Origin of the sequence: Paraburkholderia sp. RL17-337-BIB-A (genome assembly GCF_046025895.1) — a bacterium.
GTDB classification, from domain to species: Bacteria; Pseudomonadota; Gammaproteobacteria; order Burkholderiales; family Burkholderiaceae; genus Paraburkholderia; species Paraburkholderia fungorum_C.
In genome coordinates this window covers 3020787-3034450 of sequence record NZ_JARESY010000002.1, presented here as the reverse complement: position 1 = coordinate 3034450, position 13664 = coordinate 3020787, and the positions used below count along the sequence as shown (strand labels likewise).

The window sequence follows — 13664 nt, the reverse complement described above, 5'->3', positions numbered from 1 at the left end:
CACACGATGACCCTGCACCGAATCAGCGGAACGAATGTTTCCGCGGACGCGACCCGCTCCGGCCGATTGTTTTTCCTCGAATTGAGTGGTGGCCGCATTCACTCGATCAATCCCGACGGATCCGACCTCAAGACGATCGTCGCGGATTGCCGCCTCCCCGACGGCATTGTCGTGGACGTGGATGCTGGTCAAATCTACTGGACCAACATGGGTTCGATCGGCCGCCATGACGGCTCGATCGAACGCGCCGATCTGGATGGCAAGAACCGCGTGGTCATCGTCCCGCAAGGCGTCACGCACACACCGAAGCAGATTCATCTCGACAAGGCAGGTGGCAAGCTCTATTGGTGCGATCGAGAAGGCATGCGCGTGATGCGCGCCAACCTCGACGGCTCTCAAGTCGAAACGCTGGTCGCCACTGGGCAGAGCGACCAGGACCGGCTCGACCAGACCCGCTGGTGCGTCGGAATCACGCTCGATCCGAAGCACGGGAAGCTCTACTGGACGCAGAAAGGTCCGGACAACGCCGGCCTGGGCCGCATCTTCCGCGCCAATCTCGACATCCCGCAGGGCGAAGGCCCGACCAACCGCTCCGACATCGAAGTGCTGTTCGACCGGTTGCCGGAGCCCATCGACCTCGAGCTCGACCTCGCGAAGCGTGTCCTCTACTGGACCGACCGCGGCGATCCTCCGCGCGGCAACACCGTCAATCGTACGTCGATCGATGGAACGGCGACATCTGAAATCCTCGTTACGCACCTGATGGAGGGAATCGGCATCGCACTCGACATTCCCGGTAACCGGATGTTCGTCACGGACCTGGGCGGCTCCGTCTATTCCGCCGATCTCGATGGCAAGAACCCGCGCAACTTCCTCTTCGCCCAAGGCAACCTCACCGGCATCGCCTATGCCGAAGTCTGACCCACGCATTGGAGACATGACATGACTGATACCACGCCCATTCGCCGGATCGCCGTCATCGGCACCGGCGTGATCGGTGCCAGCTGGACCGCACTGTTTCTCGCCAAGGGGCTGAAGGTCGTGGCGACGGACATCGCGCCGAATGCCGAAGCCCAACTCAAGCAGTTCGTGGAATCCGCCTGGCCGGCGCTCAAGAGATTGGGCCTTGCGCCCGGAGCGTCGCAAGCGAACCTTACGTTCACGCCCGTGCTCGCACAAGCGCTCACGGATGTGGACCTCGTCCAGGAAAACGGCCCCGAGCGGCTCGAATTCAAGCAGGATCTCTATCGGCAACTCGATGAGCTCCTGCCCCCTCACGTGATCATCGCGTCGAGCACGTCGACCCTGCCCATGAGCAACATTCAGGTAGGCGCCGTGCTGCATCCCGAGCGCTGCGTCGTCGGCCATCCGTTCAATCCGCCGCACCTGATGCCGCTGGTCGAGATCGTCGGCGGGACCAAGACCTCGGAAGAGACGATCCGGCGCGCCACGGCGTTCTATACGTCGATCGGGAAACAGGCGGTGCGCCTGCATAAGGAATTGCAGGGCCACGTCGCCAACCGTCTGCAGTTCGCGGTAGCGCGCGAGGTCTATTACCTGGTGGCGGAGGGTGTGCTGAGCGCCGCCGACGTCGACACCGCTCTCTCATGGGGGCCGGGCCTGCGCTGGGGCGTGATGGGCAACATGATGCTCAATCACCTCGGCGGCGGCCCGGGCGGCATCGAGCACTTCTTCCATCAGTTCAGCGGTCCGATGACGGCTGGGTGGAAGGATCTCGGCTCGCCCGAGCTGACACCGGAAGTGCAGAAGAAGCTCATCGACGGCGTTCATGCCGAAGTCGGATCGCGGTCCATTAAGGAGCTGGAGGCAGAGCGCGACGAGATGCTGCTCGGCCTGATCGAACTGCGCACCAAAGGAAAGGCGCGTTAAAGGTACGGATGCGGCCACTCACGCGTGGCCGCGGCCCGCGTGCACTGATCGCGGGCAGTTGACACTCCCTTATCGAAAACAACTCCTCAAATGACAGACTCGACCAATCTTGCAATCGAAAGCGAACCGGATCGGCTTACCGGAATCATTCAATCGAAGCTCGCGAATCCGGCGCGGAGTTCGGATATCGATCTGCACGGCGCGCTCAATGACGTACTGAAAGACGTCGGGTTATCGACGGCGGACAGCGGTGGCAAGATCACTTTCCACGGCCGGGATCCGATCATTCCCGCGCTCTTCCGGTTCGGCTCATTGTCCGCGATCGCTCTCGCCGCCAAGGCCGTCGGCGTCGCCGCGCTATGGCGACTGCGCAGCGGCGAGGAACAGGACATCGAAGTGGACGTTCGTAAAGCGTTGCGGCGCTTCGCCGGGTTCTTCGATCTGAAATGGGAGACGATCAATGGACGTCCTCCGGCCCTCAAGGTCGATACGAATCTCTTTCGCGAAACCCGCGACGGACGGCACGTCGTACCCCTGAACATCTATCCGAAGCTGGCAGCCCGCGAGCTCAGCCTGCTGCGCTGCGACTGCAGCCCGGAAGCCGTACGCAACGCCATTCTGCAATGGCGCGCGGACGACCTGGAGAATGCGGCGGCCGAAGCCGGGATCGTCATCGCGAAGGTGCGCACCTTCGAGGAATTCAGCAAGGAGCTTCAGTACACCGAGGTCCTCTCGAGCATGTCGCTGATCAACGTGGAAAAGATCGGCGAAAGCGAGCCGATCCCTTTCAGGAAAGAGGGCGCCAGTCCGCTGGACGGCATTCGCGCACTTGGGATGGGTCACGTGATTGCCGGCGCGGCCATCGGCAGAGACCTCGCTTTGCACGGGGCCGATGTCCTCAACATCTGGCGGCCGTTCGACGACAGCGAGATCGAGGCGTTCGCGTGGGACACCCAGGTCGGGATGCGCTCGACGATCCTGGACTACTCGAAGGAGGATCGCGCGAAATTCGATCTCCTGCTGAAGGATGCCGATGTCTTCTTCGCGAACAAGCGTCCGGGCTATCTGGAACGCCATGGTCTCGAAGCCGAGGAGCTCTGCGGCAGGAAGCCTGGATTGATCCATGCCAGTGTCCTGCTTCACGGTGCCAAGGGCCCCTGGAAGTATCGTCCGGGATTCGATGAAATCGGCGCGGCCGTCTCGGGGCTATTCGCTGTCGAAGGTACGCTCGCGCGTCCGAAATCGCCGCCGATCATCCCCATTGTCGACAACGTGGTGGGCTGGCTCGGCACGGTCGGCGTACTCGCGGCGCTGCGCCGGCGTGCGATCGAGGGCGGCAGCTATCGCGTCACCGTTTCTCTGACCCGAACCGTGCTGTGGCTGTTCTCGCTCGGCATCTTCGACAGGGACTACGCCCGAGCGACCGCCGGATCTTCCGACGAGCACGCCTACGTCGCGCCCGATCTGTTCACGGCAGAGACCCCGCTCGGCACATATCAGGGCATGACCGACCAGGTGGTCTTGTCGAAAACTCCCGGGGCCTTCAGGACGGTGCTCGCGCCACGGGGTTCGAGCAAGCCCGAATGGCTGACACGGTGAAGGTGGCGTCCCACGGGAATCGACCTGCTGAAGGGACATGCACGAAAGCGGCTAGTTCGCATGAGTTGAAAGTAGAACGGCCCGATCGAGCAACCTCGACGGGCCGTTGAACAGACTGCGTCAGTTTCAGTGCGTGCCGCCTTTCAACGCGCGGCACGCTATACGTACCCCTGCTTACTGCGAACCCGCCCACGTCTGGCCCGTCGGCGACGAATCACCAATACCCGGAAAGTCGACATAGGCGCTGCTGCAATCCACCGCGTTCGCCGTACTCAGCAACTGCGATGCGCTGCCGGTCAGGACGACCCGATTCGCGGTCGACGGGAAAATCGGCAGGTTCACGTTGTTCAGCGTCAGGTTCGCGTCGGACGTGGTGACCGCCACGTTACTTGGCGAATCGGCGAGAACGTTGGTGAACGTCATGCCGAGCGGGAGTGCGGCATGCGCGATACCACCAGTATTAGCCTGGAATCCCTCGAGGATCGCCGTGGTGCCGCCAATAATATGCACGTTCGACAACGAGATGTTATAGAAGTCCGGATATAGCGGCGACGTCGGATTCGGCAACGCCTTGGTGCTGTAGTACGGCGTGAAGAGCAGTGCCTGCCCGCTATTGCGGATGCAGATGTCGTTGTAGTTGATGTTGGTCACGATGCCGCCTCGTGCCCAATCGGACTTGATGCGCAGCGCCTGTTCCGAGCCGTCGAACGAATTGTCGTAGACCTGGATGTTGGTGACGCCAGCATTGGTTTCGCTGCCGATCGAGATGCCGTGGCCCGCATAAATATGGTTGTGGGCGATGACGAAACCGTATTGCCGGTCAGTCGCTACGTTGCGGTTGCCGTCGATACCGAACAATCCTGAGCCGCTCGGACTCGGGTTATTGGATCCCTTCGGAGAGATGTCATCGTCGCCAGTGCTGATGTAGTTATAGGCGAAGACGGCATTTTTGAGGTACCCGTCAAACGCGATTTTGCCCGCCGTGGAGGTTTTTGTGCTCCCAATCGCCAACGCCTGAACAACCGGCTTGGAAGATGAGCTCGGATCGAAAGCGTCCGTGTTCTTGGCCGTGTCGACGGTCGGCAGCATACCCAGGTAATTCGGATTGCCATTGCCCGCCGGGTTCGCCGAAGCCGACAGTGACGGTGTCTGAACCTTGACGTTCCAGACCGTGAGTCCGTCGACGCCGCTAGGAACGACGTGGAAGCTGGCGCTGTTATTCAACGTGATGCCGAAGAGCGTCAGGTTCTTTGCGTAGTTGAAGACCATCATGCGGAAGTTCGACTGTGAGCCAACCCCGGTCGTACCGTTCTCGATCATGTTGCCAAGCCACGCCAAATCCCACCAGGTCATGTGCCGGGACGAGGCCGAGGTATCGACGAAGGTGCCGCCGTTGTCGCAAGGCGTATTGTTGCCAGCCTGCTGTCCCTTTGCATAAGCCGCATAGGTGTTGGTACAAGTCAGGTCGACGCGCATCAGCGGATAGAGCGGGTTCGAGCTCACGATCTCGGAGGCGGCCCGGCCGTCGATATTGCCGCCGCCGACGACTGCCGAATTGACGAGGTAACTGCCGCCGATCAGTGGCAGACAGTTGCTAGAACTCCCTGCTTTGGTCGAACTGACGGCCGTGTTGGCGCAATAGGGTCCAGCCGCATTGGGCGCATACGCCATCACGTCCCGCGTCGCATAGACCGTCACGCCCGTATCGATCCACAACGTGACGCCGGACGGCAGCGTGAGCGGTCCGGTGATAAACGCGTTGCCGGCGCCAGTACTCGACACAACCAGGCGAACAGCGAATTGTTGGGCGCGATATTGCGGCGCAGCCAGTTGCTGAGCCGACGCGCCAGAAATGTTAACGTTCGGCGCCGCCGCCGCGGTCTGCGAAGCTGCCGCCGCGGCGTCCGCAGCAGAGATGGCCGCTCCGACCTGAGCGTCAACCGCGGCGCCGCAAGCGTCGAGCGCCGCCTGAATGCGTGCCTGATCCGGATTCAGAATGGCCGACGTTGTACCGTTATCGGCTTCGGGCCCCAGCGCGCCACTGGGTTGGCGCACCAGATTGTTACTTGCTTCGAGCGTGCTACAGACCTGGCCGGGAGTCGGCAGTTGCGGTGCGGGCGGAAGCGCGGCATCGCTTGTGGTCACGCCGACCTTGAACGCGGCGGCCGCCGGCGGAGGGGTGTTGCTGGTTGAAGCAGGTGGCAAGCTGTCACTGCTACCGCAAGCGGCAAGTGATGCGGCAAGTGTTATAACTAAAGGGATAACGGCAAATCTATAAAGCATGGCTCATCCTTATAATAAATACACCTAACGATTTAGACTTGTTATTGATTCACTCCAGCCAGGCCGCAACGGCTTTGTTTTCATCGCTAACCAATCTGGCAGTCGAGGCTCGCGCGTAACCGTGCTCGCGGCGTTGACTCGGGAGCGGAGCCGGCAGCGTCCCGAGCGGGATCGGAAGCGTTTCTGACCTCTTTCGTGTCAGACCTTGTACAAAGCCCCGCAAAAAACCATCTACAGATCAAGTCGAGAATTGGCTTTGAAGCGATGACGCGTAGGTCAGCACATTGATCACGCTGAAGAAAACCGAGAAATATGAAGAAGCGGGGTTGGTTGGCTCGCCTTTTGAGCCATTCCCGCTCGTAGCTGATGATTTCGGTGGGCCGTCCATGCGCTACGCGCGCACGCGCCTTTTGGTAAGGGTCCGCGCACCATGTCTCCTCATGTATGTTATACGATGACATATGAATTCTATTCAACACGAGCGTCGTCGTACATGCGGTACTTACCCGAAGTGCCTTCCAATAATCGATGCTGAAAACATCGAAATAGATTTGTTATAGGATGACGTATAACATGCGGTCGACATTGGATCACGTAAGCGCCGACCCTGGAATGGGCAAGTTCGGCGGAATTGATCTGCGTTCGAACAACGGTTGGTTGTGGATGTGAGCAGGGCCGCCGGATCGGCGGGCATCGGCGACTACCCAACGAGCCTATCCAGATCTGGGCGAAACCGGAACGGCCGGCCGCCCCGGCCGACAGTCTGACGAGCATGACTGTTAGAGGGAAAGTCCGTTGTCTGGGTGGACCTGACGCTCGAATGTCCGCGTGAGAACGCGGTCGAACAACCCTAAACGTTGAACAATCCTAAACGTTCCAGGAATATCCGCCCGTCACCTGGCCCGGCGGCGCGCTGGGCTCATAGCTTCACCCTGAGCAGTCTGCTCCACCGATCGGGTACTTCCGGCGCACTCGATATTTTTTTACTCTCCGCTCTCGCGAACCGGTAGTACGGTCTTGTACTGGACACGCCGCAAGGTGATCGACGTGCTGACGTCGCGAACACCCTCGATGGTCGCGAGCCGTGTCATCACGAAACGCTCGATTCCCGCCATGTCGCTGGCCACCACCCGCACGATGTAATCGAACGCGCCCGTCATCAGATAGCACTCCATCACCTCCTCGCAACCCAGCAGGGCGCGCTCGAAAGCAGCCAGCTTTGCCGCGGATTTTTCGATCGCGACCGATACGTAGGCGGTGACTGGAAATCCAACCTTCTCCTGGTCCAGAAGTGACACATATTTTGTAATGACGCCCGCCTCTTCGAGCAGACGAATGCGCCGGTAGAACGGCGAAAGCGAAATGCCCAGCGATTCAGCGAGGTCCGCAGCCTTGACATGAGCGTCCCGCTGCAGCGCCTGCAAGATGTCAATGTCGATCCGGTCCAATTTCATTGGCTCATTGTCTCAAATAAACACGAAAATTTGCCTAATGTTGCCACGCACAGTTAATTCATTGGCTTATTTTGGCACGTACGACCGGCGCAGACTAGCTAGAATTTTTCACACGACATGTCGTGTCCTGTCGCAGCAGCGCAGCGATGCCAGGTTCAGAAGTGAGCCGCTTACACACGCTTCCCGCTTGCTGATAGACGAGGCAAGCGTGGCCGATCTGAACGAGCAGAGAATGCAATTGAAAGGAATAAACGTGACTTTTTCTAATGGACAACTGGCTGGTAAAGTGGCGCTCGTGACCGGTGGCTCTCGCGGGATAGGCGCGGCCATCGCAAGACGGCTCGCAAGCGATGGCGCGGCCGTGTCGATAACCTATTCGAACTCGAGTGCCGACGCGGATCGCGTCATCGAGGACATCGAACGCGACGGGGGACGGGGCGTGGCGATTCGCGCGGATTGTGCCGACGCGGAAGCGGTAAAAGCCGCGGTCGGATCGACCTCGAAACGCTTCGGGGGACTGAATATTCTCGTGAACAACGCCGCCATGTTCCGCCGCGGCCTGATCGACGACTTCCCACTGGAAGATATCGACCGGATGCTGGCCATCAACGTCAGGAGCCTGCTTGTCGCCATTCAGGAATCGCTCCGTTTCATGGAAAAAGGCGGGAGGATTATCAATATCGGCAGCATCAGCAGCGACTACATGCCGATTTCGGGCGTGTCCGTCTACGCCGCGACGAAAGGCGCGGTAACCAGCATGACGCGGGCGCTGGCAAGGGATCTTGGCAGCCGGGAAATTACGATCAATAACGTCCAGCCCGGACGGATCGATACGGTGATGAACCCGGCCAACGGTCCGATGGCCGACCAGATCCGGGGCTCAATTGCACTGGGCCGCTACGGATCAGGCGACGATATTGCGGGACTTGTCGCCTGGCTGGCAAGCCCCGATGCGGCGTTCATAACCGGCACCAGTCTGAAGGTCGATGGTGGCACAAGTGCTTGACTGATGGCTTCGGGCCCGAAGCAGGCACTCAGTGTCGGGAACGTATCACGCAGAGGTCGACCGTCAATTCATGTGCTTCACTTCCTGGCAGCATGAACGCCGACAGAGCCGGTTGATAACGGCACGAGCGATGCACAGCCGCAGGCGGTCGAAAGCGAGTCAGGCAGCCGCTGGCCTCTGCAATTTCAAAGAGCACATTCACCAGAATGGCCTGCCGGAAGGCGGCGTCGCTTGGCCGAAAATATTGTCAAGTTGGCAGATAAGCATGTATTCACGCAATTGCCGCAAATAGTCGATCTAGCTACGCTTCGCTCCGGCTGACGCACCTAATGCCACTCTTACTGTGTCAAAAAAGGGGCTTTATTTCCCGGCAGCATGAACGCCAACAGAGCCGGTTGATAACGGCACGAGCGATGCGCAGCCGCAGCCGCAGGCGGTCGAAAGCGAGTCGGGTACGTGCAGATCTGCTTCAGTCGCGATGTGCGCCGTGCCCATTTTCTGGGCCACCGCTATGCGGCACGGCATCAAATAATGGTAAATACGTAGGTATATACCATTAGCTATAGATGTATAATATCGATAGGTATTCGGCAATGCTGGGTGCTGTGCCGTTTTCAACAGCGTTCTCCAAGGTGTCAGGCGATTTCCAGGACTTTCAGTAATCCCCCTCGATCTGAAAGAATAAAACTATGAAATTCAGCAACATGAAACTGGGTACCAGACTGATCAGTGCCTTTATGCTGGTGTGTGCCATCGGCGCCATCGTCAGCGGGATCGGCATCCACGATATGGATCAGATTAACGACAACGGCGACGATATCTACCGTGTCAATCTGATCGGGCTTGACCTTACCGAGCAAGCGAACATCGACCTGCTGTATGTCAGCCGCTCTCTGCGCGACGCCATTCTGGCCACCAGCGCCGAGCAGCGGGCCGCATTCCTCGCCGACAGCGAAAAAAACCTGGCACTGACGCGTGAGAACCTCGATAAAGCCAAACAGACGTTACAGACCGACAAAGCCAGGGCTGCCTTCGCCGAGATCGACCAGAGCTGGCAGGATTACGCGCAGGCCGTCAGGGAGATGCAGGCCCGGGCCCGCTCTGCTTCGCTACAGGATCACAGTGACCTGACCGACTACCTGTTCGGCGATTTCCGCTCGAGGACCAACAAGGTCGACGACCTGATGGACGTAGTGGTGAATCTGAAGCAGAAAGGCGCGAAAGACCGTGCCGACTCCAACCAGGCGCTGTATCAGGAAAGCCGAACTCTGATGCTTGCCCTGGTGGTTTTTTCTGTTCTGGGCGGCATCGGCATCGGGGTCTGGCTCACGCGCAGTGTGACGCGGCAGTTGGGGGCCGAGCCGGCGATCGCCGCCGAACTGGCCAAAAGCGTTGCCACCGGCGATCTGGGCGTCAGGATCGACCTGCGTCCCGGCGACACGAGCAGCCTGATGGCATCGCTGAAGGCCATGCGCGACGGCCTGCTGGGGGTCGTGTCAGAGGTGCGCGAGAACGCCGAAGGCGTGGCGACCGCGAGTGCGCAAATCGCCCAGGGCAATCTGGATCTGTCGAGCCGCACCGAAGAGCAGGCGGCCTCTCTCGAGGAAACTGCCTCCAGCATGGAAGAGCTGACCGCCACGGTCCGCCATAACACGGATAACGCAAGGCAGGCAGCGACGCTGGCCGGCACGGCCTCGGGCATCGCGCAGCGCGGCGGCGAGGTGGTCGGGCGTGTCGTTGAGACGATGCATGAGATCGCCAGCAGTTCAGCCAGGATGTCGGAGATCATCACGGTGATCGAGGGCATCGCCTTCCAGACCAACATCCTCGCGCTCAACGCGGCGGTCGAGGCAGCCCGCGCGGGCGAACAGGGTCGGGGCTTTGCTGTCGTGGCCGGTGAGGTCCGTACGCTCGCCCAGCGCAGCGCCACTGCGGCGAAGGAAATCAAGGATCTGATCGGCAGCTCGCTGGATCGGGTGGACGTCGGCTCGAAGCTCGTCGAGGAAGCAGGCAGCACGATCAACGAGATCGTCGAGTCGGTGAAGCGCGTGACCGATATCGTGGGCGAAATCTCGTCGGCGTCGCAGGAGCAGAGCACCGGCATCGAACAGGTGAATCAGGCGGTCAGCCAGATGGACCAGGTGACCCAGCAGAATGCCGCGCTGGTCGAAGAGGCCTCGGCGGCGGCGCAGTCGATGGCCCAGCAGGCCCAAAGCCTGCGTGAAACGGTGGCGTTCTTCAAGGTCGGCGAAACGGGGGCCTCGGCGTCACGAGCGGTCGCCCAGCGGAGTGAACCGCGCCGGTCGGCACCGACAGTTCGCATGACCCCTCGTGCGTCATTGACCAGGCCAGAGACGAGGTCAGTCGCTACAGCAAACCGGAGCACCACAGTTGCGACAGACACCAGTGATGCCGTGGACTGGCAGGCCTTCTGAGTGGGCGGAAAATTGAACAATGCTGACGAGGATCAGGAATCAGCCACGCATGGATAGCGGGTAGTTTCATACGCCTGGTGCAGCGCACGTCCGGGAACTCGCCGGTCGACACAGGAGCCCGCGTCCGGCCGGCTGTCTCAGGCGCCTCGAGCGGCAGATGAGGATCGGCTGCCTGATTTTTCTCTCAGGTTCTGGCATGGCCCCCGAACAGCCAGAATCTTTAGCCGACCCTAACCCGGTCGGTTTTTTTTACGGCGGGATGCGTATCGCCTCAGCGCCACAGAGCCCCGATTGAGCGAGACGTTGGAAGTTGAAATGGATCGTCTTTTTTTGAGACGCGCAAGTGCCGTGTCGTATCTGCTTAACCGTCGGCGCGCGCTGCTGGAAGGAATCGCGGTCACGCCGAGCGGCAACGCTGACTCCGAATTTCAGGGAGTCGAGTTGATCGAGCGGCTGATACTCGACGTCCGCGCGGGACGCGTCCACGCGTTCGGGTTGGACCAGCCAGAGGCCGTCACGGTATTCGTCTCGGACTAACACCTGACCTGCTGCGTCCAGGGAAGTCTTCCGAAGAGGCTCACCCAGATCGTGGATCTGGTCCGGCTGCGAGGTGCTCATTTTCCGGGTTACCGACACGTCATATAGGTTGATACAAAATGAATTGCAGCGTCCCGTTTTTCGGTCTTGTTGGCCGCGATGCGCAGACTGATGATCAGGCTGCCGGGGGCGCGCGGGTCGGGTCGTGCTCGGCCGGCGACGAATCAACGGCCTTGCATTACCGCGTGCTCTATGAATCGACACCTGCCATGCTGCATTCGATTGATGCGCAAGGCAGATTGATTCATGTGAGCGACGTCTGGCTGGCGACGCTCGGCTATGCGCGCGACGAGGTGGTTGGCCGTCCGGTGACTGACTTTCTTACGCCAGCATCGCGCAACTACGCCATCGGGACGGTCATTCCGGAACTGTTTCGCGTAGGCCGATGCGTAGGGATTGAATATCAGTTGGTGTGCAAGGATGGCAGCGTGCTCGATGTATCCATGTCGTCCGTCGTGGAGCGCGATGTGCAGGGCCGTCATCTCGTCTCGCTGACAGTGATGGAGGACGTGACCGAACGTAAGTGCGTCCAGCGGGAACTGCTCGCCCAGCATGAGCGCCTGCGCGTAACGCTCGATTCGATTGGCGACGGCGTTATTGCGGTCGATGCCAAGGGTCGCGTGGATTACCTGAACCCCGTTGCGGAAAGGTTGACCGGATGGACCAGTGCGACGGCACGCGGCATGTCGTCGGAGGTGGTACTCCGGATCGTGGACGCAACGAGCCGGCAGCGCGTGAAGAGCCCAGCGATACGATGCCTGAGTGGTGGGGCCTTCACCGACGCCGGCGACCACGCCATCCTGCTGGGCCGCGACTGCCGGGAGTATTGCATCGAAAATTCGGCTGCGCCGATCAGGAGCGCGTCGGGCGAGACGATTGGCGCAGTTCTGGTATTTCGCGACGTTTCCGAAAAGATCCAGCTGCATCGCGAAATGACCTGGCGAGCGACGCACGACCGGCTGACGGGGCTTCTCAACCGTGACGAGTTCGAGCGCCACCTGCAGCTCGCGCTCGACGGCGCGCGTGCCGGTAAGGCCCGCTATACGCTGATGTACATCGACCTCGACCGCTTCAAACTGGTCAATGATGCGGCCGGGCACGCAGCCGGGGACAGGCTGCTCAAGCATGTCGTCGGGATCATCAAGCGGTTCATCCGCAGCGACGACACATTTGCCCGGCTTGGTGGCGACGAATTCGGGCTGGTCGTGAAGGACCGCGGCATCGAGGATGCGGAGCGCGTCGCCCAGCGGATCTGCGAGACGCTCGATTCATTCCGGTTTCACGAAGGCGTGCAGCATTTTCACGTCGGCGCGAGCATCGGGCTCGTGCCGGTGGACACGCGCTGGCCGACGGCGGAGCGCATTCTGGAAGCGGCTGATAGCGCGTGCTACGCGGCGAAGGCAGCCGGCAGAAATCGCGTGCATGCGTACCTGGCAGCGGACGAGGTGATCGAATCTCACCGCGAAGACATGCAGTGGGTTCGCCGGCTAGAGCAGGCCCTGGACAACGGGCAATTCGCGTTGTACTGGCAGCGAATCAACGCGCTCGGTCGCGACGGCGGCGGGGTGCACGGCGAGGTCCTGTTACGGATGATCAATGACGACGGAAAGCTGATTCCGCCGGGTCTGTTCCTCGCCCCGGCCGAGCGCTTTCAGATGGCCTCGCGCATCGACCGATGGGTGGTTCGGCACGTTTTCGAGTTCCTGACCATCCACCGTGACAAGGTCACGCATCTGGCCACTGTTTCGATCAATCTGTCGGGACAGTCAATCGGCGACCGCGATTTCCACCGCTACGTGCACGATCTGATGGAGACGATGACGATCGATGCGCACAAGATCTGCTTCGAGATCACGGAGACTGCCGCCATCATCAATCTGAACGACGCAACGTCGTTCTTCGAGTCCATGCGCGCGCGCGGCGTGCGCTTCGCGCTCGATGATTTCGGCAGCGGCGTATCGTCCTTCGGTTACCTCAAAGCGCTGCCGGTCGACTATCTGAAAATCGGCGGCCAGTTCATCAAAGGGTTAGTGGACGATCCTGTGGGCCAGGAGGCAGTCCGGTGCATCAGCGCTGTGGCTCGCATCACGGGCAAGAAGACCGTGGCCGAATTCGTGGAGACCGAGGCGGTCGAAGGGCTGTTACGCGACATGGGCATCGACTATGCCCAGGGTTTTCTGCGGCACAGGCCCGTCCCGATCGAGGAAATTTTTGACGCGGCCATCGCGCCGTCGGAAGTTCGGTAAGGACAAGTCGCATGGCCCTCCGCAGACGTCTTGTCCTCGCACTGTTCGTCGCCCGGCTCGCCTCTGCTTTTCGTCGGGGGTATCGGCCCGTGGTGGCTCAACCAGGCACAACAGCGCTATGAGTATGTTCAGGTCAATATCATTCCGAGCATCA

The 13664-nt window shown here is 60.5% G+C and carries 9 protein-coding genes; 7 read left to right on the top strand and 2 right to left on the bottom strand.

Going from position 1 to position 13664, the window contains the following annotated elements; genetic code table 11:
* Positions 1-6 precede the first annotated feature (6 nt).
* The 3 genes from P0D84_RS34225 (at position 7) to P0D84_RS34215 (ending at position 3489) form a co-directional block, all read left to right on the top strand.
* Positions 7-921, top strand: a complete 915-nt coding sequence (locus tag P0D84_RS34225) for a 3-hydroxyacyl-CoA dehydrogenase (protein ID WP_408344177.1) — start codon at positions 7-9, stop codon at positions 919-921.
* 21 nt (positions 922-942) lie between these two features.
* Positions 943-1890 carry a 3-hydroxyacyl-CoA dehydrogenase NAD-binding domain-containing protein gene (locus P0D84_RS34220; RefSeq protein ID WP_408344175.1) on the top strand — a complete coding sequence of 316 codons (948 nt, stop codon included), beginning with the start codon at positions 943-945 and terminating at the stop codon, positions 1888-1890.
* 90 nt (positions 1891-1980) lie between these two features.
* Complete coding sequence (locus P0D84_RS34215) at positions 1981-3489, top strand: CoA transferase (RefSeq protein ID WP_408344172.1); 1509 nt, start codon at positions 1981-1983, stop codon at positions 3487-3489.
* 174 nt (positions 3490-3663) lie between these two features.
* On the opposite strand, the gene P0D84_RS34210 is transcribed toward P0D84_RS34215, so the two are convergent.
* Positions 3664-5772: a glycoside hydrolase family 28 protein gene (locus P0D84_RS34210; protein ID WP_408344169.1), complete on the bottom strand. Its 2109-nt coding sequence runs from the start codon at positions 5770-5772 to the stop codon at positions 3664-3666.
* Between the two features lie 983 nt (positions 5773-6755).
* Positions 6756-7226: an Lrp/AsnC family transcriptional regulator gene (locus P0D84_RS34205; protein WP_408344166.1), complete on the bottom strand. Its 471-nt coding sequence runs from the start codon at positions 7224-7226 to the stop codon at positions 6756-6758.
* A 208-nt stretch (positions 7227-7434) separates the two neighbouring features.
* Here P0D84_RS34205 and P0D84_RS34200 point away from each other — a divergent pair, with 208 nt between their 5' ends.
* The 4 genes from P0D84_RS34200 (at position 7435) to P0D84_RS34185 (ending at position 13510) form a co-directional block, all read left to right on the top strand.
* A complete protein-coding gene (locus P0D84_RS34200) occupies positions 7435-8232 on the top strand; it encodes an SDR family NAD(P)-dependent oxidoreductase (protein WP_408344163.1) in 798 nt (265 codons plus the stop codon).
* A gap of 689 nt (positions 8233-8921) precedes the next feature.
* Positions 8922-10667 (top strand): methyl-accepting chemotaxis protein, encoded by a 1746-nt coding sequence (locus P0D84_RS34195; RefSeq protein ID WP_408344160.1) that lies wholly within the window; start codon positions 8922-8924, stop codon positions 10665-10667.
* Between the two features lie 315 nt (positions 10668-10982).
* A complete protein-coding gene (locus P0D84_RS34190; protein WP_408344157.1) occupies positions 10983-11204 on the top strand; it encodes a hypothetical protein in 222 nt (73 codons plus the stop codon).
* Positions 11205-11323: 119 nt separating this feature from the next.
* Positions 11324-13510, top strand: a complete 2187-nt coding sequence (locus P0D84_RS34185) for an EAL domain-containing protein (RefSeq protein ID WP_408344154.1) — start codon at positions 11324-11326, stop codon at positions 13508-13510.
* Positions 13511-13664: the final 154 nt, after the last annotated feature.

Coding starts and splice junctions, on each gene's coding strand:
- P0D84_RS34215 (WP_408344172.1), top strand. CDS start 1,981: ATGACAGACTCGACCAATCTTGCAATCGAAAGCGAACCGGATCGGCTT.
- P0D84_RS34205 (WP_408344166.1), bottom strand. CDS start 7,226: ATGAAATTGGACCGGATCGACATTGACATCTTGCAGGCGCTGCAGCGG.
- P0D84_RS34190 (WP_408344157.1), top strand. CDS start 10,983: ATGGATCGTCTTTTTTTGAGACGCGCAAGTGCCGTGTCGTATCTGCTT.
- P0D84_RS34195 (WP_408344160.1), top strand. CDS start 8,922: ATGAAATTCAGCAACATGAAACTGGGTACCAGACTGATCAGTGCCTTT.
- P0D84_RS34220 (WP_408344175.1), top strand. CDS start 943: ATGACTGATACCACGCCCATTCGCCGGATCGCCGTCATCGGCACCGGC.
- P0D84_RS34185 (WP_408344154.1), top strand. CDS start 11,324: ATGAATTGCAGCGTCCCGTTTTTCGGTCTTGTTGGCCGCGATGCGCAG.
- P0D84_RS34210 (WP_408344169.1), bottom strand. CDS start 5,772: ATGCTTTATAGATTTGCCGTTATCCCTTTAGTTATAACACTTGCCGCA.
- P0D84_RS34225 (WP_408344177.1), top strand. CDS start 7: ATGACCCTGCACCGAATCAGCGGAACGAATGTTTCCGCGGACGCGACC.